The sequence below is a fragment of the Frankia sp. BMG5.60 genome (assembly GCF_059428125.1).
The window spans coordinates 2,883,369-2,907,375 of sequence record NZ_CM182091.1 but is presented as its reverse complement, the minus strand read 5'-3'; the positions used below and the strand labels follow the sequence as shown (position 1 = coordinate 2,907,375).

The following is a 24,007-nucleotide window of genomic DNA, read 5'->3' as shown; positions in this document are numbered from 1 at the left end:
CTGCCGGAGATGACGGTCTTGGCATGATGTGACCCATCATGACGATCACGGCGGGCGGGGGACCGGGCGTCTCCGGACCCAGGCTGCCCCTCGCTCTCGACGGCCTTCTCGCCCGGCTGCTGGGGGCGTTCGCCGAGCGCCATCCACGGGGGCAGGCCGTGCCGCTGGTCAGCGCCGGCGGCCTGGGCTACCTCGAGGCCGCCGACCGGGTGGACGGCCGGACCTACCGCTGGCCGATCGGGATCGCACCGGACGGGGTGGACAAGCCGATGCTGCGCTGGTTCATGACGGAGATCCACGAGCAGTACCGGCGGGCGGATGAGGAGGTCGACTCGCTGGTCGTCCACGACGGGCCGCCGCCCGATCGGGATCTCGTCCGGTGCGCCCGCCGACTCGGGATCCAGGTGCTCAGCATCGTCGCCTACGAGACGGGCTGGGACCCGACCTCGTACCTGCAACGGCAGGCTGCCCGGCTGGCCGGCGATCCGATCTACCCCCCGGACCTCTACATCCCGCAGCGTTACGTCCTGCTCGACGAGCCGCCGGAGGTCCCGGCCCGTAAGGATGCGCTGGCCGACGTGCTCGACCTGCTCGACACCGCGCAGCCGCGGTTCGTGCTGGTCATGGCCGACTTCGGCCATGGCAAGAGCTTCCTGCTCCGCCGACTCGCGCTGCGGCTGCCCGCGGCGGTGCCCGGCCTCATCCCGATGCTCGTCGAGCTGCGCGGCCTGAAGCTGGGCGATCCCGCCGATCTCGACCTCGGCCGGCTGCTCGACGCACACCTGAAGCGGGTCGAGGAGGACGGCGTCCCCGCCGACGCCCTGCGGACGATGCTGGAACGCGGCCGGCTCGTGCTGCTGCTCGACGGCTTCGACGAGCTCGTCCAACGGCTGACCTTCGACGAGGCCGCCGAGTACCTGCAGATCATTCTCGACAGCGTGCAGGGCGCTGCCAAGGTGGTGCTCACCAGCCGGATCGCGCACTTCGCCTCGGACGACCAGTGGCGCGGCGTGCTCGGGCGGTGGGCGCGGGGCCCCAGCGCGAGCCGACAGCTTCGGCTGGAGCCCTTCGACGACACGCAGATCCGGAAGTTTCTCCACCACCGGTTTCGGTCGCTGGCCGCGGCCACGCCCCGGGACGGGGCCGCATCGCCGTCGGCGGAAGGTGCGGCCGGCGGGGCGATGGAGGGCGGCGGGACCGTGGAGGATCTGGTGGAGGCCCGCCTCGACCTCATCGCCAGGGTGCCGAACCTCGCCGACCTCAGCCGCAACCCCCGGATGCTGTCGTTCATGGCGAAGCTGACGAGATCGGAGCTGCTGGCCGTGCGCGCCGACGATGGCACGATCACCTCGGCGCGGCTCTACCGGACGCTCGTGCGGCGCTGGCTCACCATGGAGGTGCGCCGCCGCCATCCCACCCGTGGCTCGACCAGTGGGCTTCGCGTGCCGCAGCTCAGCGACGTGGTCACCGCGGTGGCCATCCGGATCTGGACGGACCCGGACGGCCTCGCCGGCGCGATCGATCTCGCCGGCCTGACCGAGATCGTCCGCGAGACGGTCACCGACCTCGACCTCGACCGCTGCCGGGTCACCGCGGAACAGGCGGCGTTCCAGGTCGGCTCGGGTAGCCTGCTCGTCCGCGGGGACGACGACCGGTTTCCCTTCGTCCACGCCTCGGTGCCGGAGTACCTGGTGGCGGCCCGGGTCGCGGAGGACCTCGACCACACCGGGGACAGCCCGCTGCTGGGTCTGGGGACGATGTCGTCGCTCATGGTGCAGTTCCTCCGCGAGGAGGTCGGGGAGCCCGTCGTAGCGGCCTGGGTCGAGGCGGTGCGCCGCGGCGAGCGGCCGGCTGATCACGCCGGACCGGCGGGCGAGGCGGCCTGGCGCAATGCGGCGGCGGTCGCCGTCCACCTCGGCCTGACCCCCCTGCCGTCGCACGCACCTCCGTCCGCGCCCTCCGCGCCGTCCGACGAGCGCCTGACCCACGACGAGGCCGACGCGCTCGTCGAGGCGTTCAGTGATCTTGCTCAGGCCCGCCTGGTGGTGACAGCCGCCGGCCTCGCGAAGAGCAGACAACTCGCCGAGCCGTCGAACCTCCGGGTGTTCTGGGCCCAGGTCGTGACGGACCTGAACGCCGGGGCGGTCCGTGACGGGCGGCGCCGGCTGCGGACCGCGGCCGCGCGGGAGCGACCCGGTCATCCGCTTCTCTCGCGGTGGGCGGCGGGCCCGCCGCGAGAAGAGTGAGACAGCGCGGCGGGATGCGTGGTCAGCCGGTGGTGCCGGGCGAGGCGAGGCCGAACAGCTTCAGGTAGCGCTTCGACGACTTGGGGTTCAGATCGGGCTTGTACAGCGACGAGCGAACGTTCTTCGCCTCGGCGTTGTTGTAGTAAGCCTCGTATGCCAGACCTGCGGCATTGGCGACGAACGTCTCATACATCTTCTGGATGTAGAAGGGGTTGTCGCCGCCGCCGCCCTCCGACCGGACCAGCCCCCACTCCGGGACCGCGAACTTCTTGCCGTGATCGTGAGCGAACTTGATCACCGTGCACAGCCCGGACCGCTGATGACACTGGCGGTTCCAGCTCTTCTCGCTGACCGACGCGGGATAGTGGTCGTAGGAGTCGATGCTCACGATGTCGACGTACTGGTCGCCGGGATAGGCGTCCCACACGTCCCGCCCGCTCCCGGGCAGCTTGTCGGTGTGGGCGTTCATGTTCCAGTCGATCTTCACGGCCGGTGCGGTCGAGCGCAGCGCGGTCACGGTCCGGCGAAAGCATGTCTTCCAGGTCTCGACATTGCGCACGTGCCAGTACATGTAATCGCCGTTGAACTCCCAGCCGAGCCGGATGTAGGCGTCCGCGCGGCCGAACTTCGTCAGCGTCACGCCGAACGTCCGCCAGTAGTTGTCGTAGGCCCCGCTCGCGCAGGTCGCCTCGTTGCCGTCGCGGGGGAACGGCGGCTGCGCGATCGACAGCTCACCCGGGAACTTGTCCCGGGTGAAGGCCGCCGTCGGCCAGTCCGCCGAGACCATGTTGTACCAGTCCTTGCGCTCGGTGAAGACGATCGCGAGCCCGACCTTGCGGCCGGTGAACGCCCCCCAGGCGTTCACGTCGGCGGGGTAGTTGCCGTTGGCGCCGGACACCCAGTGCACCCCGACGGGGCCGGGCGTGGGCTTCGACGAACCGGAGCACGCCGCGAGCCCCGCGGTCAGCAGCACTGTGACCAGCAGCAGTGGCAGCGAGACCAAACGCGACCGGCGCCGTCCCACCCTCACGCTACGGAGGGCCTGCGGAGGACCGGCGCCGCGGTGGGCGAGGTCACGCCGGCACCCGGTGCCGGCGACTGATCGGCCGCCGCCAGCGGCGACAGCCCGGCGGCCGGCGACGCGGACGTGGCCGCGCCGCCCGTGGGAACTGCCCGCGGGGCGGTGCCGGACGCCAGGACGCCCGGCGCGGACGTGCCCGCGGCCGTCCCACCCGCCGCGGCGGTCGGCGTCAGCCCTCCGGTGGCGGTCGATCCGGCGGTGGTCGATCTCCCGCCCGCCGCCGCAGTGGTGGGTCTCGCGCCAGCCGAGGAGGTCGCCCGCGCCTGGGCCGGCTGCGGTCGAGTCGACTGCGCACGGGCCGGCTGTGCTTGGGCCGGCTGCGGTTGAGTCGGCTGTGCTTGGGCCGGCTGTGCCGGGCTCGGCGCCGTCGTCGGCTCCGTCGGGCTCGCGTTGCGGGACTCCAGCCAGGCCAGGACGCCGTCGGCCTCCGCGGGCCAGTCGTGGCCGGGGACGAGCGCGGCGCCCAGCTCCATGTGCGTGGCGAGGGAGGGCGCGGGGACGAGCAGGGTCCGCCGCCGCCGCTCGGGCCGGGCCAGCGCCACCGCGTTCAGGGTGGCCCGCAGCCCGGTCAGCGCCGCCCGGCGGGCGATCCGCGCGGCGGCCGTCGAGGGCGCCACCAACGGTGGTTCACCGCCCAGTTCCGGCAGCCGGAAGGGTTGAAAACCCTGCAGCGTCAGGCACGTCGCGCGGTCGAAGGCGCCACCGACGAAGGGGATCGAGCGCAGCAGCAGCTCGTCCTCGACCAGGGTGCCGACGCGCAGACCGAAGGTGCTGGTCGTGTGGGCGGTGCGCGCCCAGGCCACCCCGTCGATCACCGGGGCGTGCTCGTGGATGCGGCCGTCGTCGGTGACCTGCGGGCGGCGCCGGGTGGAGGCGGCGGACAGCCGCGAGGTGCCGTACAGGGTGAAGTATTCGACGTCCGGGCGGGCGGTGGCGGCGGAGACCAGGGCGGACAGCGAGTTCTCCGTGTACAGATAGTCGTCTTCCGCAAGCCACACCAGATCGTCGGCGGCCCAGCGGCGAAGCCGGGGCATGCGCAGGACGTGGCGATACGACGCGCGATTACTGCCGCACGTGACCGGGACGACCTCGCCGGCCTCCGCCATCATCGAAAGACGATCCGCCGGCATCGGGCCGTCGTTGACGAAGACGATCCTCGTCGGGATCTCGACTTTCTCGACGGCGCGCAGGAGGGACGCGAGCGCCAGCCGCTTGCTGTAGAACGCCGGTCGGTTCTTCGCGTTCTCCGAGCCAACGGATCGATACAGGATGCGCAGAATCATCTCAACCCCCCCGCCTGGCCCGGGTCCAGGCGGCATTCACCGGAACGGTCTCGACGCCGGTCGAGATCCTACCTATATGGTCGCCGTCCCCCGACGGGCCGGTCGTGATCTGAAGATTTTCTTGACCCCCGTCGGTGGGGCCGGACACGATGCGGCTCATCCGGGCCCGTTCGATCCGGCGGGCTCCGTTCCGTCCGGCTGCGGACCGTCTGGCTGCGGACCGCTCGGCCCGGAACCGCCTGGCTCGGAACCGCCCGGCCCGGGAGTGGCTGTCTTCGGAGCGGCCGGCCCCGAAGTGGCGACACTCGTGGCACCGTCCAGTTCCGCCTCGCGGGCGACCCGGCGGACCAGCATGAACCAGAACGGCACCGTGATCCAGAACGCCGCGATGTAGCCGACGACCGCCCCGGTCGCGCCGCCGAGCTCCAGCCCGATGATCGGGTAGAGCAGGAGCTGCGGAGCCAGGACCGCGTTCGCGCGGAAGGTGAGTTTCGCCTGCCCCATCGCGTAGAGCATGCACGCCGGCCCCACCGTCGCCGCCGGTCCCGCCTGCTGCACGATCGACAGCGCCAGCAGATGATGGGTCTGCTCCCAGGTGTCGCCGAGCAGGGAGTGACCGATGCTCGTCGGCAGGAACAGGAAGACCGTTCCCCAGATCGCACCGACTGCGACGATCACCCCCGACAGGGCGTAGGCGGCACGCAGCCGCGCCGCGGCCGACATGTCCTTGCGGCGGGAGAACTCCGGGATCGCCCAGCTCACGATCCCGACGGCGAGGATCGTCGTCGGTCCGAGCAGCGTCTGTACGCCGCGCAGCGCGCCGACGAGGTCGATGGCCCCCAGGGTGCCGAGCAGCAGCGTGGACGCCTGCTGGGCCCCCTGGACGGTGAGGTACTCCGCGCTCATGTAGCCGTTGATGTCGCGGTGCTCGGCGATCCAGGACCGAACCTGGTCCGTCGCGGGCCGGAAGCCGGCCTGATAGATCCCGAGGATGGCTGCGACGGCCGCCGCCCCGCCCCAGGCCAGCAGCATCGCCCACGAGGTCGACACATCGCGGACGATCAGCAGGAAGATGGCGCCGAACTGGACGATCGCCCAGACTCCGTCGTTGGCCGCGGCGGCGGCCGGCCGGCCCTCGGCGAAGAACACCTGCCGCCAGGCGTCCTGGAGCAGCAGCGCCGGGAACACCAGCCCCATCGCGATCAGGGAGTCGCCGACGCTGCCGCCGAGGACGAGGCCGACGACCAGCGTCACCACCCCGGAGAACAATCCGATGGCGAAGGCGGTGCCGGTGCCCGCGGCACCCGCCGCCCGGAACACCCGGGGCGACACGTCCGCGAACTTGATGCCCAGCGGCGCGGTGCCCGCGGCCTTCGAGAAGCCGATCATCAGGGAGAAGATCGCGAACGCCACGCCGAACGCGCCGAACTCCGACGAGCTCACGCTGCGGGCGATGATGAACGACATCACGGCGTTCGTGCCGCTGGAGAGCACCTGGTCGACGAGCGTCCAGATCGCCCGGGACCGGCTCGATCCGCGGGTCGTCCGCTCGACGCGGTGCCGTCCGCCCACGCCGGCGTCCTCGCTGAGGTCCGCGAGGCCGTAGTCGACCGGTTCGAGACGGTCCGCGACGGCCGTCCCGGCGGGCGCGTCCAACGTCCCGCCGGCCGCTCCGCGCGCGCCGGCACCCCCCGGGCCGTCGATCGCCGGATCCAGCCGGTTGCGGCCGCCGAGGAAGAACTCGCCGGTCATCGTGCCGGACATCGGGATCAGACCCTCGGCCGTGGGTGCGTGGGTGGGACGGAAACTCTCCGCCCCGGGCACCCGACGCACGCGCAGCCCGCGGATGATCTGTGTCCGCTCGTGGTCGAACGGTTCGACCCGGCGCGCCGGGTTCGACTCATCCCCGCCGCGCACTCCCGGGGGTGGCTCGCCGCGTGGGTCCAGATCCCGCCCGGCGGTGCCCTCCCGGCCGGAGTCCCGGCCCCGCCCGTAGCCGTTGCCATAACCGAACTCGCGGCCGTGGCCGTATCCGTGCCCCTGACGGTGGCCGGCGGCGGCCTCCGACTCCCCGAGACGCCCGCGCCGCGGCCCGCTCTCGGCCACCCGGCCGCTCTCGGCGCCCTGGCCGCGGTCGGGGTACTGGCGACGCTCCCTGGCCCGCTGGGCCCGACCGATGGGATAGAGCGCCGGATCCCGGTCCAGATCGCGGCCACGGTGGCGATCTCGACCGGGACCGGTGCCCTCGGCCCGGCCGTCGTCGTGCCGGCCCGAGGCGTCGTCGTGCCGGCCTGAGCCGTCGTCGAGAGGGCCCGACCCGGTGTCCTGCACGGCCCGGCGTTCGCGTTCGGCCCGGCGGGCCTCGACGACCTCGGGCATGCCGAGACGCCGGCGCAACGCGGCCAGCTCGGTCGTCGCCGTGAGCTCGGTCGGGCCTACCGGACTCGCCGAACTGGACGGGGGAGGCGGGCCGGAGCGTCGCTGCTCCATCTGCCGGTCCTGCTCCATCTGCCGGTGCTGGTCTGCCGGCCGGTGCTGGTCTACCGGCCGCCTCTGGTCCGTCTGTCGCTCCTGGTCGGGCGGTTGCGCCTGGCCGGCGGGCCGGTCCTGCGCGGTGAGCTGGTCCTGGTCGCTGAGCTGATCCTGGTCGCGGGGCGCGGCGTTCGGATCCGAGGGGGGTGCGTCCGAGCGGCGCGGGCGCGGCGCGGTGAGGCGCTGCGTCGTCTGCGTGGTCGCGGGACCCGGCTCGACGCGGGTCACCGGAGGTCGCCCGCCCGGCCGCCGCGGCAGGCGGGGCTGGCGGGTGGGCGGCGGACCGCCCTGATCATCGTCGGATGGGAATCCGTGGCCGGACTCATCCATCCACCGCCGACCGTCCTCTCCATGCCGCATCAGCCCGACCTTGACCGGCGCAACCCGCCGGGGGCCACCGGGGCTCTCGCCCGGCGAACCCTGCGGGGGTCCGCCGCGGCGCCGTATGCCTGGCAGCCAGCAGGTCGATGGTAGCCCGATATGGGTGGCTCTCCCGGGCCGGGCGGGCTGTATGTGCCGCACCCGACCGTTGCGGGGGCCGATCACTGCGACCCACCACGCCCGGGCCGCGGCGACTGGAGGCGGTCGCGCCGCCCGGTGCCTGCCTGGTGGGCGGCCGGTGAGGCCTGGACCGCATCCCTCCGCATCGACGACGGCGCCGCACCGGTGAGGGCGACGGTGACGATCATAACAATTCGGGAAGGGTCGGCAGGGTGTTTACGGCGTCGTCGCCCCGTCCGCTCCGGATCTACGGGTGCCGGCGGCGCAGCGTCACCGCGGCGAGGCCGAGGGCGGCCAGGGTGCAGCCGGTGACGATCAGGATGTCACGGGACAGCCACCTGTCGACCTGCCGCGACGTCGACAGCCGGGCCATGGCGTCGACGACGTACGTCATCGGCATGACGGTGCTGATCGCGTCGAGCGCCGGCTGCATGCCGTGCCGCGGCACCAGGATGCCGCACAGCATGAACTGCGGGATCAGCACGGCCGGGATGAGCTGCACGGCCTCGAACTCGGTGCGGGCGAACACGCTCATCCACAGGCCGAGCGCGGTGCCGAGGAAGGAGCTGAGGATGGCCGCCATGAAGAGCATGGGGGCCGATCCCCGCACGGTCAGGCCGAGCGCGCCCACGGTCAGCGCGGTGGCGAACGCGGCCTGGGCCGCGGCGAGCACGGCGAACGCCAGCCCATAACCGAGGAGGAGGTCCCCGCGGCCGACCGGGCTTGTCAGCAGCCGCTCCAGCGTGCCGGACGTGCGCTCGCGCAGCATCGCGACGGAGGTGACGAAGAACATCGTCATGAGCGGGAAGATCCCGAGCAGCGCAGGGCCCACCCGGTCGAAGGTGTCGGGGGACCGCTGGAACAGCAGGCGCAACGTCAGCAGCAGCACCGGCGGCAGCAACAGGACCAGGGCGAGGGTGCGGCGGTCGCGACTGAGCTGGCGAAGCACCCGGGCGGCCGTGGCGCCGGTGCGCAGCTCGTCGATGGGCTTGCGGCGCGGGCAGGGTGCGACGCCGGGGGGATGGTCCGGCGGTGGATTCGGGGGGCGCGGCGCCTCGGCGGCGCCCCCGGTGGGAGTGGCCGGCGCGGGTCGGGCCTGCGGACCGGCCCGGTCGCCGGCCCCGGCCAGCCGGTTCGGCGCCTCGACGAGGCGTAGGAAGCCCTCCTCCAGGTCGGCGCAGTCGGTGGCGGCGAGCAGGTCCGCCGGTGCGCCCTGGGCGAGCAGCCTTCCCTCGTAGAGCAGCAGCAGGCGGTCACAGCGGATCGCCTCGTCCATCACGTGCGAGCTGACCAGGATCGTCGTGCCGTGCTCGGCGAGCTGGCGGAAGTCGGCCCACAGCCGCCGGCGCAGCAGGGGGTCGGCCCCGACGGTGGGTTCGTCGAGGACGAGCAGGTCGGTGCCGCCGATCATCGCGACGGCCAGCGACACCCGCGAGCGCTGGCCGCCCGAGAGGTGGTTGACCAGCCTGGACGCCTGCTCGGTGAGGCCGACGTGGGCCAGCAGCGCGTCGAGGTAGCCGGGCGCACGGGTGGGGTCGTCGGGGTCGTCGGCCTGGGCGAGCGCGGCGAAGTAGCGCAGGTTCTCCCGCACCGTCAGGTCGCCGTACACCGACGCGGCCTGGGTGGCGTAGCCGACCCGCCGGCGCAGGCAGGCGTCGCCGGCGGCGTAGCCGAGGACGCGCAGGTCCCCGTCCACCCCGCTCTGTACCCCGACGATCGCCCGCATCAGCGTGGTCTTGCCGCCGCCGCTTGGCCCGATCACCCCTGTCACGCTGCCGCGGGGCACGGTGAACGAGATGCCGGGGATGACAAGGTGACCGCCGCGCCCCCGCCGGCGGGCCCCGCGCCGGATCCGCACGTCGGTCGCGGAGACCGCCGCCACGTCTCTGTGCGCGCCGGGCGGGGCGCGTCGAGCGGCGGCCCCGGCCGCGTTGGTCACGCGCGGCGTCGGTTCCGGTCCGGGGTGCACCCGCCGCATCCTGCCAACGCCGCGGCCCGATCCGCGCGACCGTGCGTCCCGGCGGGTTCCGCGGCGGTCCCCGTGACCGTGTCGCGCCCGGAATCGGATGTGCGCCCGGAATTGGATGTGCGCCCGGAATTGGATGTGCGTCCGGTGTCGGATGTGGGTCCGGTGTCGGATGGCGTCCGGTGTCGCCTGTACGAGCGTCGTCGGATGTTTGACGGCCTGCGGTGGCGGCACCCCCAAGGGCGGACGAGCCGGGATGCCGACACGCAGGGATGCCAACACGCCGAGATGCCGAGGTGAGGATGATGTCGTTCGTCGGGTATGCGCTGTCATGCGAGGAGCACGGCGCCCGGGCGTTGGTCGAGCAGGCACAGGCCGCCGAGCAGGCCGGCTTCGACGGCCTGTGGATCTCCGATCACTTCCATCCCTGGAACGACGCGCAGGGGCAGTCACCGTTCGTCTGGTCGGTCATCGGCGCGATCGCGCAGGTCACCGAGCACGTTCCGCTGACCACCGCGGTGACCTGCCCGACCGTGCGGATCCATCCGGCGATCATCGCGCAGGCCGCGGCGACCTCCGCGACGATGCTGCCCGGCCGCTTCCAGCTCGGCGTGGGTTCCGGGGAGGCGCTCAACGAGCACGTGCTGGGCGACGGCTGGCCGGCCACCGAGGTCCGCCTGGAGATGCTGGAGGAGGCCGTCGCCGTCATCCGCGAGCTGTGGCGCGGCGGGATGGTCAACCACCGCGGCCGGCATTACACCGTCGACCGGGCGCGGCTGTACTCGCTGCCCGCCGACCTGCCGCCGGTGTATGTCTCCGGGTTCGGCCCGGCCGCGGTCCGCCTGGCGGGGCGGATCGGCGACGGATACTGCGGGGTGGCTCCGAACGCCGACCTGCTGCACCTGTTCGACGAGGCGGGCGGCGCCGGACGGCCCAAGCAGGGCTCGCTGAAGGTCTGCTGGGCCGAGGACGAGGCCGAGGCCCGCAAGACCGTCCACGCGCTGTGGCCGAACAGCGCGCTGCCGGGCGAACTGTCCCAGGAACTGCCCACACCGGCGCACTTCGAGCAGGCCAGCGCGCTCGTCACCGAGGAGATGTCCGCCGCGTCGGCGGTCTGCGGGCCGGACGTCGAGCGGCACGTCCGTGCGGTCCAGGAGTACTTCGACGCCGGCTACACCGAGGTCTACGTGACCCAGATCGGCCCCGACCAGGCCGGCTTCTTCGACTTCTACCGCCGCGAGGTCCTGCCCCGCTTCCGCTGACAGGTGGTCCTGTCAGGGGATCAGGTGGCGCAGGTAGCGGTCGGGGCCGTTGAGGTACTGGCGCCAGTTCGCGACCAGGTCGAGGTCGTCCCAGGCCGTCCTGCGCAGGCCGTGCGCGCCGACCTCGAGGATGTCCGCGTCGGGCGTCGCGGCGAGGATGGGGGAGTGGGTGGCGCAGACGATCTGCGCGCCGGTGGTCCCCAGCTCGTGCAGCAGGGCGACCAGGTGCAGGTTGGCCGTGAACGACAGGGCCGCCTCGGGCTCGTCGAGGACGTAGAACCCGGGGGCGTCGAACATCGACCGGAGGATGGCGAGGAATCCCTCGCCATGGCTCATCCTGCGGGTGTCCTCCTCCCAGTAGCCGGGTACGCCGGCGAGGTTCTCGGTCAGGTTGAACGCGGTTTCCGCACGCAGGAAGAAGCCCTTCTTCCGGGCGCGCGGGCCACCGAGCATCCGGGCCCCGGCCGCGGTCACGTCGAGGCGGAGCACCTCGCCGAGCGGGGTCTTTCCCGGGTTCGGCCGGCCGCGCCGCGTGCCGAGCCGGCCCCCGTGGGAATCCAGGCCGAAGCCCTCGGCGATCGCCTCCACCAGCGTCGACTTGCCCGACCCGTTGTCGCCCACCAGAAACGTCACCGGCCGGGTCAGCGCCAGCCCGCCGTCGAGGATGGCGGCGACGGCCGGCACGGTGAACGGCCACCGCCCGCGGCCCTCCGCCTGCGGGACCAGCCCGTCAGGCACGTAGACGCGGTCCACGAACATGGGCGGGCTTCCCCTCGTCGAAGCGACAGCCACCGGGTCGTCCATCGACCATACGAACCCGGCCCCGGTCGCCCGCCTCAATTAGTCGGCGAGGTGCATGAGAGCGAGGGTGTGCGTGGGAACGGTGCCACCTGTGTCCTTCTGGGGTGACTGTCCTGTCCAAGCGAAGGTGGCGAGGTCCAGATCTACATGGCGCGCCTCGGGGCGAAGTCCAGTGTTAGGCGGCGAGGCGGTCCTGCGGCCGTCCGTTCACCGCGAGGTTGCGCTTGCGGCCGGCGTCGCAGGAGGTGCCGTGAGCTGCCTCCGCGTTGCTCGGCCGAGCAGTGATCGCACGGACAGTGACCGTTTCTGCTATCGTGCTCGACGTGAAGCGCGCTGCCATGACGACGACGCCGGAGTGTGTCCCGGCGCGCTGACAGCTGTCGTAGTCCGAAGCCCCGGGGCGAGTGCCCCGGGGCTTCGGCTTGTGGTCACTCGCCCGATATCGGCGAGGAGACCGCCATGCATGACCACCGTAAGCTCGGCCGGGAGCTGGGCCTGTTCGGCACCGACCCGTTGATCGGTGCGGGGCTGCCGTACTGGCTGCCCGACGGCGCGACCGTACGGCACAGCCTGGAGGAGTACATCCGTGGCGAGGAGCGGCGGGCGGGCTACCGGCACGTGTACTCACCGGTGCTCGGCAAGCGGGAGCTGTATGAGATCTCCGGGCACTGGTCGCACTACAGCGACGACATGTTCCCTCCCATGGATCTGGGCGGTGAGCAGCTTGTCCTGCGGCCGAGCCTGTGCCCGCACCACGCGGTGATCTACCGTTCCGGTTCCCACAGCTACCGCGAGCTGCCCCTGCGCATCGCCGAGCTGGGCGGCATGTACCGCTCGGAGCTGTCGGGTGTGCTCGGCGGCCTGACCCGCGTGCGGGCCATCCAGCTCAACGACGCGCACATCTTCTGCACCCTGGACCAGGTCGCCGACGAGGCGCGCGGAGCCCTGGAAATGATCGGCCGGGCGTACCAGGCGCTGGGCATCACCTCGACCCGCTACCGGCTCTCCCTCCCGGGCCCCGGCGGCAAGTACGTCGCCGCGCCCGAGCTGTGGCAGCGGTCCACCGCCCTGCTGACCGAGGTCCTGGACCGCTCCGGCCTGCGCTACGAGGCGGTTGCAGGAGAGGCCGCCTTCTACGGACCAAAGATCGACATCCAGGTCGCCGACAGCGCCGGCCGGGAGTCCACCCTGTCCACCGTTCAGGTCGACTTCCACCAGCCCCAGCAGTTCGACCTGCACTACATCGGCGCGGACAGCGCCAAGCACCGCCCGGTCATGGTCCACCGCAGCATCATCGGCAGCGTGGAGCGGGCCGTAGCACACCTCATCGAACAGCACGGCGGGGCCTTCCCCGCCTGGCTCGCCCCCACCCAGCTGGTGATCCTCCCGATCTCCGACGCCGAGCTGTCGAACGCCTCGGCCCTCGCCCAACGCTGCCTCGGTCTTGGGCTGCGCACCGAGGTTGTGGGCCCCGAACGCGGCAGTCTCGGCGCGCGCATCCGGGCGGCTCGCCTGGTCCCCTACCAGGGGATCGTCGGCGCCAAGGAAGCCGCCGACAGCCACATCGCCCTGCGCCTGCGCGACGGACGCCGACTCGATCCGCAGCCCGCCGACGACGTCCTCACCCGCATCCGCGCTCTCGTCGAGGCCCACCGCACCGACCTGTGGGACCACGACGCCTCATAACAGCAGGGAGCACGGGCAGCACCTGTTGTCGCGGGGGCGGAAGAGACTTCGGGTTCTCCCACGCGGCGGGTAATTCTGGACAGCTCGGCATCCAGCCGTCCGGACCTGTCTGGCGAAACCCAGCTCGGCGCGCACGGTGTTCGCCACCTTCACTTGGACAGGACAGTGACAAAGCGGACGCCGAACCCACCAGAAGGACCCCTGTAGGCGCTCTCCCACGCATCCGCCGCTGACACCCGAGAGCCGCTGTTACATTCCGTGATCGGCGGAGGGCTCGCGGCCCGCCCCGCTCCTGAGGCGCTGCACCGGGGGCATGAGCCGGCGGGTCAGCCGCGGTGGGGGAGCAGTTCCTGGACCTTGGTGCGCAGGCCGGCGGAGATGATGCCCCAGCGGTTGTCGTCGCCCCTGAGCAGGGCCTCGGCGGCGTCCTTGGCCTGCTCGAAGGTGGTGTGCGGCGGAATCGGCGGGAAGTTCGGGTCGGTGCGGACGTCGAGGACGGTCGGGCGGTCGGCGGCCAGCGCGCGGTCCCAGGCGGGGCCGAGCTGGCCGGGCTCGTCGACGGCCACCCCGTGCAGGCCCACCGCGCGGGCGAAGCCGGCGTAGGACACCTCGGGCAGCGTCTGCGACTCGGTGAACTTCGGTGCGCCCTGCATCGCCCGCATCTCCCAGGTCACCTGGTTGAGATCGTTGTTGTGCAGCACGGCGATGACGAACCGGGGGTCGGACCACTCGTGCCAGTAGCGGGCGATGGTGAGCAGCTCGGCCAGGCCGTTCATCTGCATGGCGCCGTCGCCCTCGAACACGACGACCGGCCGGTCCGGGTGGGCGTACTTCGCGCCGATCCCGTACGGCACGCCGGGGCCCATCGTCGCGAGCGTCCCCGACAGCGAGCCGCGCATGTTCCCGCGCAGGCGCAGGTCGCGGGCGTACCAGTTCGCCGCCGACCCGGAGTCGGCGGCCAGGATGGCGTTGTCGGGCAGCCGGGCGGAGGCCTCCCAGAACAGCCGCATCGGGTTGATCGGCTTGCCCTCGACGTGAGCCTCTCTCTCGACGGTCTCCCACCAGCGGGCGACGTTGCGTTCGACGGTCTCCCGCCAGGAGCGATCCTCCTTGCGGTCGAGCAGGGGCAGCAGCGCCCGCAGGGTCGCCGCCGCGTCCCCGACCAGGTTGATCTCGTAGGGGTAGCGCATGCCGATATAGCGGGCGTCGATGTCGATCTGCACGCCGCGGGCCTGGTGCAGATCGGGCAGGAACTGGGTGTAGGGGAAGCTTGAACCGATGGTGAGCAGCGTGTCGCAGTCCCGCATGAGCTCGTAGCTCGGCCGGGTGCCCAGCAGGCCGATGGCGCCGGTGACGAAGGGCAGGTCGTCGGGCAGCACGTCCTTGCCGAGCAGCGCCTTCGCGACGCCGGCGCCGAGCCGGTCGGCGACCTCGATCAGTTCCGCGCGGGCGCCGCGGGCGCCCTGGCCGGCGAGGATCGCCACCTTCTTCCCTGCGTTGAGCAGCTCCGCGGCGGCCCGCACGCCAGCGTCGTCGGGGGACACCGCCGGCCAGCGCACCCCGAGGCTGGACGGCACCATCTTGAACGCGTGCGTCGGCGGGGAGTAGTCGAGTTCCTGCACGTCCGCGGGCAGGATGACGCAGGTCGGGGCCCGCTCGGCGAGGGCGACCCGCAGGGCCCGGTCCAGCACGTTGGGGAGCTGCTCGGGGACGTTGACGACCTGCACGTACTCGCTGGCCACGTCCTTGAACAGGCTGAGCAGGTCGACCTCCTGCTGGTAGGAGCCGCCCATCGCGCTGCGGTTGGTCTGGCCGACGATCGCGACCACCGGGACGTGGTCGAGCTTGGCGTCGTACAGCCCGTTGAGCAGGTGGACCGCGCCCGGCCCCGAGGTCGCCGCGCAGACCCCGACCTTCCCGGAGAACTTCGCGTACCCCACCGCCGCGAACGCGGCCATCTCCTCGTGCCGGGCCTGGATGAACCGCGGCCGGTCCTCGGCCCGCCCCCAGGCGGCGAGCAGCCCGTTGATGCCGTCGCCGGGATAGCCGAACACGTGCTCGACGCCCCAGTCGCGCAGCCGGGCCAGGATGAAGTCGCCCACGGTCTGGCTCATGCAACCGTTCCTCTCGTCGCGCGTCGCCGCTGCCCATGCCGGCCGGTGCCAACGCCCGCCGGTGCCAACGCCTGTACGCCGGGTGCTCTACCCGCGCCCGGCGCTCAAAACCGGCGCCGCTGCCGTCTGGCCGAGGGCGACGCCGGCCGCGGGGCCCCGGCCGGTTCTGTCGGTGGCCGGCCGTAGGCTGCGCCCAAGCGCGCACGTGACCGTCCCGCGGTTCCCTGCCCCGTCCGTCCGTCCCCGCGAATGGAGTACCGATGCCGGAGTTCACCGGGTTCCCCGCCGAGGCGCTGATCTTCTTCGAGGGCCTGGAGGCGGACAACAGCAAGGCGTACTGGACGGACCATCGCGACATGTACGCCAAGGCGGTCCGCGGCCCGATGCTCGCCCTGCTCGACGCCCTGGAGCCCGAGTTCGGCGAACCGCACCTGTTCCGGCCGAACCGCGACGTCCGCTTCTCGAAGGACAAGTCGCCGTACAAGACGGCGATCGGCGCGTACACCGAGGGCGGCGGCTACGTCCAGGTGTCCGCCGCCGGGCTGATGGTGGCCAGCGGCTACTGGCAGACCGCGCCGGACCAGGTGGAGCGGCTACGGGCGACGGTCGCCGATGACGTCACCGGACCGAAGCTCGAGGCCGTCGTCGCGGACCTCCGCAAGGACGGGTACGAGATCTCCGGCACCCGGCTGAAGACCCGCCCGCGCGGCTACGACGCCGACCATCCGCGCATCGAGCTGCTGCGGCACCGCACGCTCACCGTCCACCGCGAGTTCGGCGAACCGCCCTGGCTCGCCGAGCCCGAATGCGTCGACCGCGTCGCCGCCGCCTGGCGCGACATGCGCGTCCTGCGCGACTGGCTCGACCGCCACGTCGGCCCCACCCGCCTCCCCCAGGACCGCCGCTGACGGGAGGGTTGAGCCCACGCTTCCGCGGGGGTCCCGCCCGGCCCGGCAACCGAGGCGGGGCCGGGCCGGGCGGGAGGATCTACTGCGCGGGCGGCTCGTCGGCGAGGAGGTCCTGCAGCTCGCGCAGGGCGATCGTGAGCTGCTCGGCGAAGGCGTGCAGGCCGTCGGCGACCGCGCGTGGGGTGCTCAGGTAGAGGTTGAACCGGTCCGGCAGCAGCACGTAGGCGACGCCGATGCACTGACTGCTCGTCGAGCCGAAGCCGAAGAACTCGACGTTGACCGACGGCGCCGAGCTGGTGCTCAGGAAGTCGTCGCGCGTCTTCAGCCAGCCGGGGGTGTCGTAGAGCGCGATCGGCTCGCTCACCCCGAGCTCGGCGCCGCGGCGGCGGGCGATGAACTGCAGCTCCCACAGGTGCTGCTCGGGGGCGCGCCCGGCCTGGCAGTCCTTCGCGCGGCGCACGTGCGCGTCGGCGGCGGCGCGGAACGCGGCCCGCTTCGTCGCCGGGTCGGCGGCCGGGTCCTGCATCGCCGCGACGAACTGGTGGATCTGTGGGGTGATGACCCGCATCGCCTCGGTGCGTCCGCGCCGCCACTGCCGGGTCGCGATCGACTCGTAGGTGGCGCCCACGTGCCCCTTGGCCCGGACGTGCGCGAGCTGGTAGGCGAGCTGGACGAAGGCATCCGGCGAGGTCCGCAGGGCCTTGGCCCGGTTCTGGCCGAAGTCGTCGAAGGACAGCACGGTCGAGGCAGTCGCCGCGGCGAAGTCCGTGAACGACGCGCCGGCGGCGGCGATGTCCGCGCGCAGGTCGGCGTCGAGGACGAACTCGACGGGCTCGACGGCGGGCAGGCCCTGCGGCTGGGCACCGGAGCTCGCCGAGTGCTCCTGCGGCGAGGTGGACAGCAGGTCGTCGACGAAGCTGAGGATCGTCGTGCCGTCCAGGCCGCAGTGCTCCACGTTGATGCCCGCTCGGCCGTCCGGGAACACGATCAGCGAGACCGCCTTGTCGAACCAGCGGTTGCCGGCGTCGCCGTGCAGGAGCTGGTCGCAGGCGGCGAGGTTGTCGGCCGGCGTGGCCTCCTCCAGGCAGAGGCAGAACAACGCGGTCTCGATGGTGTCGAGCGCGGCGGCGTTGGCCGGGTCGAGGGTGGACAGCCGCTGCCGGCTCTGCGCCCAGGCGGCGCGCGCCTTCGTGGTGAGCTGGCCGACCGCGGCGTCGGCCGGCGTCCGGGTCGGCGCCGCCTTGAGCACGGCGGTGAGGCCCGCGGCGAGGTCGTCGAGCGTGTACGGGTGCCCGTCCGGGCCGACCACGTCGAGGCGGACGATGTTCCCCCGGTGGAAGACCACGATGTGGCGGGCCGGGGAGGGGCCAGGCCAGGCGTCGCTGTACGGAGTGCGCACGGTGTCCTGCACGGCGCCGGGGATCCGGGTGGTGGAGAACAGGTAGGTGTTCTGCGCCATCGACAGCACCTGACCGCGCTGGCGGACCGGTTCGATCCGCTCGTCGTCGAGGCGCAGCTTGTAGTCGACGGCCGCCGCGATCAGGCCCGCGGCCCGCTCGACCTGCGGCTGCTGCGCCGAGCGGGCGGCGGCGTCGTCGGCGAACAGGAAGATGTAGTTGGCGTTGAGCGCGATGCGATCCCGCCGGCCGAGGTAACGGGAGTCCCAGAAGTCGTCCAGCCAGCTCTGCACGCCCTCGGTCGCCTCGTAGCGCTCCAGCGCGGCGTGCAGGACCGGGCCTGGGCCGTCGGAGCCCTGGAAGGCGCTCACGGCCGCCGCGGTCGTCGCACGCTCGGCCGGGGTGAGCAGGGGGGCGGACCACTCGAGGAAACGTTCGCAGCTCGCCGCGAGCGTGGGCAGCGGCACCCGGGGCAGCAGGTCGTCGTAGGCGAAGGTTCCGGTGGTGAGCTGGTCGGGTGGGGTCGCGTTCATCCTGGGCCTCGGCTTGTCTCAGGGGGCTCGGCTTGTCTCAGGGGGCTCGGCTGGTCTCGGGGGCTCGGTAGGTCTCGGCGGCTCGGCTGGTCTCGGTGTCTCGACTGGGCGCGGTGTCCCGGCCTGGTGCGGGCGCGCCGCCGGGGCGCTGTTCGGATTGCGTCGGGTCCGGCGTCGCCGGGTCGGCCGGAGCTCGAGGGTCCCATGAGACGACCGGATCGTGCGGGCCGTCGTCACCCCTGGGTGGTGCCGACTCCCTCACCAACGCCCTCGGGTTCGCCGCCACGGTCCTCAGGTTCGCCGGCAGGGTCCTCAGGTTCGCCGCCACGGTCCTCAGGTTCGCCAAGCGGTCAGGGTGCCGGCCGGCTGCTGGCCGAAGACGGGCCGATTCGCCCCGCGGCCAGCGGCGCTGCGCGGCCGGGAGACATGCAACTGGGCGTAGAGCCAGCCCTCGGTCTCCAGCCCGCGGGGGTCCACACCTACCGAGGCCAGCGTGTCGAGGACCTGCTCCTGCTCCTGGGCGGAGGCGAAGCGCCGCTGCGGGAACACCCCGTCGACATGGACGGTCTCGTAGCCGAGCTCGTCGAGCGTCTCGGTGAACGGCGCGAAGGGGAACATCCGCAGCACGAAGTGGGCCATCCAGGGCCGCCGGTCGCCGGCCGCGCGGGCCACCCGGGCGAGCGTCCGTTCGCTGACGTAACCGATGCAACCCGTGGAGATGACGAGGTCGGCGCCGTCGAGGCGGGCGCGTTCGGCCTCGGTGGGGTCCCGCTGCTCCAGGTCGGCGCAGACGGCCTCGTCGAGGAAACCCGCGGCCAGCGCGTAGGAGATCGCCGGCTCGGAGGTGTCCAGGCCGACGAAGCGGGTCCCGCTCGGCCGGCGGTGGGCGCGGACGAGGTCGCGGTCGCGGTCCAGCAGGGCGGCCCGACCCGGATTGTGCTGGCCACCGTAACGCTCGAACAGGTCGTCCATCGTCAGGTCGCAGCGCAGCAGTGCGGCGTTGATCCCGTAGGAGCAACCGATGTCCAGCACGGTCGGGGGGAGCCGACGCTGTGCCCGGCACTCGTCGATGAGCCGGCTGAAGAACGGCTTGGCGAGCTGGGGGATGTGGTAGCCGAGCGTCCGCAGGGTGCTGAAGTAGGCCTGCGGGTCGGGTTGCGTGTAGATGTGGTCGAGGGCGACCTTGCCGGTGTCGTCGAACCGCAGGTCGTCGTCGAACTGGCCGGCCGGATCGGCATCGACATCGATGGCGCGGACATCGATGGGTTGGGCGTCGACGGGCCTGGCGTCGACGGGCCTGGCGTCGACGGTGTTGGCGTCGGTGGGGTCGGCGTCGGAATGCACGCGGGACGCTCCTCCTCGAACGGCGGTGCGGCTGTCGGGACCGGCGGGGGCTCGCGGGGGCTCGACGAGGGTGGTTTCAGTCCAGCAGCGCGTCGACGCGCACGGCGCTCGCCTCCGCGGCCAGGTGGCCGGGCAGGACGCGACCGAAAAGCTGGCGGGTGCGGGCGACGCTGCCGACCACTCCCGGCCGCTCGGTGTACGCGAAGATCGCCGAATGTCGGGCGATCTCGCCCTGGACGGGGCTGACCCGGTGCATGGAATAACGCCCGAGGAAGAGCTGCAGGTCGCCGGGGCGAAGGACCAGGCGCCGGACGAGGTGAGCGCCCTCGCCGGCCAGCACGGCCCGGACGGCGGGAAAGTTCTCCGCCTGCGCCGTGCGGATGTTCGGGCAGTACTCGAACTCGCCGCCGAACTCCGGCTCCTGGGTCAACATGCTGACCGCGAACTCGTTGGTGTCGAAGTGCCAGGGGTGTTCCAGCCCCGGGGTGATCACGTTCAGGCAGAGCCCGGCCAGCGGATCGGCGAGTTCATGCACCTGCACCAGCCCGAAGCAGGCCGCGACGAAGCGCTGGAACGGCTCGCTGCGGTAGAGCCGGTGGATGGCGAAGTCGGTGGGAATCTGGTCCCGGGCGACGAAGGCGTTACCCCGGCGCATGGCGATCCGACCGGGGTGGTCGGCCGGCAGCGCGGCGTCGATCGCAATGTTGTAGGCGTTGACGGTCTCGATCTCGTCGTAGGCCAGCGGGGCCACGGTGGCGCATTCTCGGGCCAGGGCGGGAAACACGGTGGGATGGATGAAGCCAGGTAGCACGCAACAACCGTCTGTGCGCAGATCGTGCCGCGCGCGGGAGACGGCGGTCCACCAGAGCGGGTTGGCCGGGTCGGCGAGGGGATAACTCGTCGTGTCGACCAACTCGCTGATTGATCGAGCGTCCGCCGCACTCATGACACTCCTCTCCACCACCCGTTCACGGCTGTTCCCGGCAACGTGAACCTTTCGTGACCGGAACGGGAATTACCCCATGTTGACCCGGAAGTCACGATGGTGAAGGTTAGTGTGAGATGCGACACGATCGGCGGTTTGGTCGGCCGGAACTGTTGGCGCGTGGCGTTGTCCGGCTGCTAGGACCAGGCTCGATCGACCGTTTCCGCCGGGATCGCAAAGGCCGGTGACCTGCACTTTTACGGTCGGCGGCGGGCGGTGGGCCGACACCGGGCCATACCGTGCCCGCCTGTGTGGACCGGGTTCACCTACCCGAACGTGCCTCCGGGTAGGCGGATCACCACGCGCCCGGCCGCTCGCCTGGCGTTACGTCGACCACCGGACCGACCCTGCGCCCGCGTAGCCGGCGCGAGAGCATGGGCCGCGGGTCCGCGGGGGCGAGCGCGGGCTGACAATCCGATCCCCGGCGTTCCGGTGCGGCTTGGTCCGTCGTCTCCTGGTCCGTCGTCTCCTGGTCCGTCGTCCGGCCGGGCCGGCCCGCAGCGGCGCGGCTCCCGTACGGTGTCCGGAGAGTGCCACGGGCGGCGATCGAGATTCTCTGAACAGGCGAATCGGCGAGCGGATCTGAATACCATCTGTGCCAGCCCGATTCCGATTCCGCTTCCGGTAACGGCCGTGGGGAATCGCGGCCGGGGGAGAATCGAGAGGACGCCCGCAGTGGCCTCAGCCCCGCACGCGGACCATGTCGTCGCCGTCGTCTTCGCGGACGCGGCGTTCATCATCGCCCTCAGCGCGCTGTTCGCGCAGGTGGCCCGCCGATGCCGACAGCCCGTGGTGATCGGCGAGATCCTCGCAGGCCTCGCGCTCGGCCCGAGCCTGCTCGGCCTGCTGCCGGGAGATCTGCCGAGGACGCTGTTCCCCCCGGACATCCGGCCGTACCTGAACATCCTGTCCCAGCTCGGCCTGGTGCTGTTCATGTTCGTCGTCGGCTACGACCATGACCTCGGTGACGTCCGCCGTAGGGGAGGGCTGACGGCCGCCCTGACGGCCGCGTCGATCCTGGTGCCGTTCGGCAGCGGCATCGGCGCCGCCGCCATTCTGCATCCGTGGCATCGGAGCGTCGACGGAAAGGCGGTCGACCTCCTGCCGTTCGCGCTGTTTCTTGGCACCGCCATGTCCATCACCGCGTTGCCGGTGCTCGCCCGCATTCTCACCGAGCGGCGCATGGCCGGCGACGCCGTCGGGAGAATGGCGCTGACCTGTGCGGTCATCGGGGATGCCGTCGGCTGGTGCACGCTCGCGGTGGTCGTCGCCGTGGTGAATGCGAGCGGCCCGTGGGGATTCCTGCGCATGGTAGGCGAGCTCGCCGGCCTCGTCGCGGTGCTGGCGGTCGTCGTGGCGCCGCTGGCCCGGGTGCTGGCGCAGCGGGCGGCGGCGCGGGCGGATCCGCGCAACGTCGGCCCGGCCCTGCTCACCTTCGCCGTCGTCGGCCTGCTGATCTGCTCGTGGGCGACCGCCGAGATCGGGCTGCACCCGGTGTTCGGGGCGTTCGCGTTCGGCGCCGCGCTGCCCCGGTCCAGCCTCGGCCGGCTCGCGCCGGACCTGGGGGTGAACATCGAGCGGTTCGGGGCGATCCTGCTGCCGGTCTTCTTCGTCGCGGCCGGCCTGTCGGTGGATCTCGGCGCCGTGCACGGGCGCGGCCTGCTGGAGATCCTGCTGATCGTGGCGGTGGCGTTCGCGGCGAAGGTCATCGGGGCGGGCGGTGCCGCCGCGCTGGCCGGGCTGGGCCGCCGAGGGGCGACGACCTTCGCCGTGCTGATGAACACCCGCGGGCTCACCGAGATCGTCGTGGCCCAGATCGGCCTGGACATGGGCGTGCTCGACGAGACGACCTTCACCGCGCTCGTCGTGATGGCGCTGCTCACCACCGCGGCCACCAGCCCGCTGCTCGACCGCCTGGGCATTCCCGTGCCGCCGGTGACTCCCATCCCGGCCTCCCGGTCACCCCTCGACGTCACCGCGCCAACGCCGATCAGCGAGGCGAGGCGGCTGCCTCAGAGGCCGGCGAGGTAGGTGGCGGTCTTCGCCGGGTCGAGGAACCAGTGCTGGAAGTCGCTGGGATCGTCGAAGCCGTTGACGAAGCGGCGGGCGACGGCGTCGTGCGCCCCCGCCGCGCCGAGGATCTGCTGGACGTGCTCCGGCGGCGGGGCGAGCAGCGCGTTGGTCCAGGTGGTGACGTGCTGGGCGTGGTCCCAGTACCGGTCGAAGGCACCCTGCATCCAGGCGCGGTCGAACGGCCTGTCGCCGTGGGCGAGGATGCTGTCCAGGTAGGAGGCGGCACACTTCGCGGCGTTGTTCGCGCCCTGCCCGGTGATCGGGTCGTTGGCGACGACGACGTCGGCCATCCCCAGCACCGCCCGGCCCGAGGGCAGCTCGCCGACCGGCCGGCGCACCACCGGGGTGTAGCCGCCGGCAAGCGTGGCATGGGTGTCGGTGAGCTCCACATCAGCGCAGCGCTCGTACTCCCACGGAACGTACGTCCGGGTCAGTTCGAGGATGCGGCGCAGGTGTTCGGCGGGCTCGGGGTGGTCGTCCCAGCAGTCCAGCGGGCCGCCGGGGATCCCCTCGAAGAACAGGATGTCGCAGTTCCCGCTGAGCGTGTACGCCGGGATGACGAACAGTTCCCCGACCCCGGGGGCGATGTTGAAGCGGACGCCGGGGGCGTCGGGGTGCTCGGGACGCGGCGCGAGTCCGTGCACGTACGCCAGCGACAGCACCCGCTGCGGCGCGGTGTACGGCGAGCGGGCGGCGTCCCGGTCGAACAGACCGACCAGCTCGCCCTTGCCCGCCGCCACGATGACGAGGTCGTACAGCTCGGCGAGGTGGTTCAGGTCGGAGGTGGTGACCCCGGAGATGATGAGTTTGCCGCCGCGTTCCTCGAGCAGCTCCGACCAGCCGGCCATCTTCACCCGCTGGTCGATGGACTGGGCGGGATGATCGAGCCGGCCGAACCAGTCCAGCGCCCGGGTGCCGTCCGGCGCGGCCAGCGACACTCCCAGCCCCTCGATCCCGACCGCGTCGGCCTCCCACAAGTTCAGCCCGTGGTCGCGCTCGTGCTGCAGCGCCGTGTGGAACATGGCCTGGGTGGACATCACCCGGCCGGCGCGGATCTCCTCGGGGGTGCGCGCCGACATCATCGTGACGTCGTAGTCGTGCTCCCGCAGGGTGAGGGCGAGCTGCAGGCCCGACTGGCCGGCGCCGACGATCAGGATCTTGCGCATGGGTGCGTCCTCCTCGGGGTCAGGCCAGGGACGGTGGGCCAGGCCAGGGACAAGTGCGTCAGGCCAGGGACAGTGCGTCAGGCCAGGGACGGTGGGTCAGGCCAGGGACGGTGGGTCAGGCCAGGGACG

15 protein-coding genes are annotated in these 24,007 nt (G+C 72.2%); 5 read left to right on the top strand and 10 right to left on the bottom strand.

Translation table 11 applies throughout. From position 1 onward, the window contains the following. Positions 1 to 38: 38 nt before the first annotated feature. The gene (locus AC5R91_RS11655; protein WP_495397172.1) at positions 39 to 2,246 is read left to right on the top strand and encodes an NACHT domain-containing protein; all 2,208 of its coding nucleotides are present in this window, start codon (positions 39 to 41) and stop codon (positions 2,244 to 2,246) included. Positions 2,247 to 2,268: 22 nt separating this feature from the next. On the opposite strand, the gene AC5R91_RS11650 is transcribed toward AC5R91_RS11655, so the two are convergent. The 4 genes from AC5R91_RS11650 to AC5R91_RS11635 all read right to left on the bottom strand — a co-directional run bounded on the left by AC5R91_RS11650 (position 2,269) and on the right by AC5R91_RS11635 (position 9,582). Next, on the bottom strand, positions 2,269 to 3,249 hold the full coding sequence (locus tag AC5R91_RS11650; protein ID WP_495397171.1) for a glycoside hydrolase family 26 protein: 981 nt from the start codon (positions 3,247 to 3,249) through the stop codon (positions 2,269 to 2,271). Positions 3,250 to 3,272: 23 nt separating this feature from the next. Beyond that, on the bottom strand, positions 3,273 to 4,610 hold the full coding sequence (locus tag AC5R91_RS11645; RefSeq protein ID WP_495397170.1) for a hypothetical protein: 1,338 nt from the start codon (positions 4,608 to 4,610) through the stop codon (positions 3,273 to 3,275). A 156-nt stretch (positions 4,611 to 4,766) separates the two neighbouring features. Next, entirely contained in the window at positions 4,767 to 7,370 is a 2,604-nt protein-coding gene (locus tag AC5R91_RS11640; RefSeq protein ID WP_495397169.1) for a hypothetical protein, read from the bottom strand. A gap of 520 nt (positions 7,371 to 7,890) precedes the next feature. Beyond that, positions 7,891 to 9,582, bottom strand: a complete 1,692-nt coding sequence (locus tag AC5R91_RS11635; protein WP_495397168.1) for an ABC transporter ATP-binding protein/permease — start codon at positions 9,580 to 9,582, stop codon at positions 7,891 to 7,893. Positions 9,583 to 9,914: 332 nt separating this feature from the next. Here AC5R91_RS11635 and AC5R91_RS11630 point away from each other — a divergent pair, with 332 nt between their 5' ends. Further along, on the top strand, positions 9,915 to 10,871 hold the full coding sequence (locus AC5R91_RS11630; protein WP_495397167.1) for an LLM class F420-dependent oxidoreductase: 957 nt from the start codon (positions 9,915 to 9,917) through the stop codon (positions 10,869 to 10,871). Positions 10,872 to 10,883: 12 nt separating this feature from the next. Here AC5R91_RS11630 and AC5R91_RS11625 read toward each other — a convergent pair whose 3' ends face one another. After that, complete coding sequence (locus AC5R91_RS11625) at positions 10,884 to 11,630, bottom strand: AAA family ATPase (RefSeq protein ID WP_495397166.1); 747 nt, start codon at positions 11,628 to 11,630, stop codon at positions 10,884 to 10,886. Positions 11,631 to 12,131: 501 nt separating this feature from the next. Between AC5R91_RS11625 and thrS the strand changes: the two genes are divergently transcribed. Further along, positions 12,132 to 13,358, top strand: a complete 1,227-nt coding sequence (thrS, locus tag AC5R91_RS11620; RefSeq protein ID WP_495397165.1) for a threonine--tRNA ligase — start codon at positions 12,132 to 12,134, stop codon at positions 13,356 to 13,358. Positions 13,359 to 13,684: 326 nt separating this feature from the next. Here the strand turns inward: thrS and AC5R91_RS11615 are convergent, their stop codons facing one another. Next, a complete protein-coding gene (locus tag AC5R91_RS11615; protein WP_495397164.1) occupies positions 13,685 to 15,472 on the bottom strand; it encodes a thiamine pyrophosphate-requiring protein in 1,788 nt (595 codons plus the stop codon). A gap of 260 nt (positions 15,473 to 15,732) precedes the next feature. Here AC5R91_RS11615 and AC5R91_RS11610 point away from each other — a divergent pair, with 260 nt between their 5' ends. Further along, positions 15,733 to 16,380: a DUF2461 domain-containing protein gene (locus AC5R91_RS11610; RefSeq protein ID WP_495397163.1), complete on the top strand. Its 648-nt coding sequence runs from the start codon at positions 15,733 to 15,735 to the stop codon at positions 16,378 to 16,380. 79 nt (positions 16,381 to 16,459) lie between these two features. Here AC5R91_RS11610 and AC5R91_RS11605 read toward each other — a convergent pair whose 3' ends face one another. From AC5R91_RS11605 to AC5R91_RS11595, 3 genes are all read right to left on the bottom strand, one after another. Continuing rightward, entirely contained in the window at positions 16,460 to 18,310 is a 1,851-nt protein-coding gene (locus tag AC5R91_RS11605) for a choline/carnitine O-acyltransferase (RefSeq protein WP_495397162.1), read from the bottom strand. A gap of 333 nt (positions 18,311 to 18,643) precedes the next feature. After that, entirely contained in the window at positions 18,644 to 19,654 is a 1,011-nt protein-coding gene (locus AC5R91_RS11600) for a class I SAM-dependent methyltransferase (protein WP_495397161.1), read from the bottom strand. Between the two features lie 76 nt (positions 19,655 to 19,730). Then, positions 19,731 to 20,600, bottom strand: coding sequence for a HalD/BesD family halogenase (locus tag AC5R91_RS11595; protein WP_495397160.1), 870 nt, complete (start codon positions 20,598 to 20,600; stop codon positions 19,731 to 19,733). 714 nt (positions 20,601 to 21,314) lie between these two features. Between AC5R91_RS11595 and AC5R91_RS11590 the strand changes: the two genes are divergently transcribed. After that, positions 21,315 to 22,670 (top strand): cation:proton antiporter, encoded by a 1,356-nt coding sequence (locus tag AC5R91_RS11590; protein ID WP_495397159.1) that lies wholly within the window; start codon positions 21,315 to 21,317, stop codon positions 22,668 to 22,670. Here AC5R91_RS11590 and AC5R91_RS11585 read toward each other — a convergent pair. Further along, entirely contained in the window at positions 22,652 to 23,878 is a 1,227-nt protein-coding gene (locus tag AC5R91_RS11585) for a styrene monooxygenase/indole monooxygenase family protein (RefSeq protein ID WP_495397158.1), read from the bottom strand. The two genes, AC5R91_RS11590 and AC5R91_RS11585, sit on opposite strands and share 19 nt — an antisense overlap. Between the last annotated feature and the right edge of the window lie 129 nt (positions 23,879 to 24,007).

What these genes read in the sequence shown, in the direction of transcription:
- AC5R91_RS11655 (WP_495397172.1), top strand. Translation starts at nt 39, where the DNA reads ATGACGATCACGGCGGGCGGGGGACCGGGCGTCTCCGGACCCAGGCTG.
- AC5R91_RS11645 (WP_495397170.1), bottom strand. Translation starts at nt 4,610, where the DNA reads ATGATTCTGCGCATCCTGTATCGATCCGTTGGCTCGGAGAACGCGAAG.
- AC5R91_RS11630 (WP_495397167.1), top strand. Translation starts at nt 9,915, where the DNA reads ATGTCGTTCGTCGGGTATGCGCTGTCATGCGAGGAGCACGGCGCCCGG.
- AC5R91_RS11625 (WP_495397166.1), bottom strand. Translation starts at nt 11,630, where the DNA reads ATGTTCGTGGACCGCGTCTACGTGCCTGACGGGCTGGTCCCGCAGGCG.
- thrS (WP_495397165.1), top strand. Translation starts at nt 12,132, where the DNA reads ATGCATGACCACCGTAAGCTCGGCCGGGAGCTGGGCCTGTTCGGCACC.
- AC5R91_RS11615 (WP_495397164.1), bottom strand. Translation starts at nt 15,472, where the DNA reads ATGAGCCAGACCGTGGGCGACTTCATCCTGGCCCGGCTGCGCGACTGG.
- AC5R91_RS11610 (WP_495397163.1), top strand. Translation starts at nt 15,733, where the DNA reads ATGCCGGAGTTCACCGGGTTCCCCGCCGAGGCGCTGATCTTCTTCGAG.
- AC5R91_RS11605 (WP_495397162.1), bottom strand. Translation starts at nt 18,310, where the DNA reads ATGAACGCGACCCCACCCGACCAGCTCACCACCGGAACCTTCGCCTAC.
- AC5R91_RS11595 (WP_495397160.1), bottom strand. Translation starts at nt 20,600, where the DNA reads ATGAGTGCGGCGGACGCTCGATCAATCAGCGAGTTGGTCGACACGACG.
- AC5R91_RS11585 (WP_495397158.1), bottom strand. Translation starts at nt 23,878, where the DNA reads ATGCGCAAGATCCTGATCGTCGGCGCCGGCCAGTCGGGCCTGCAGCTC.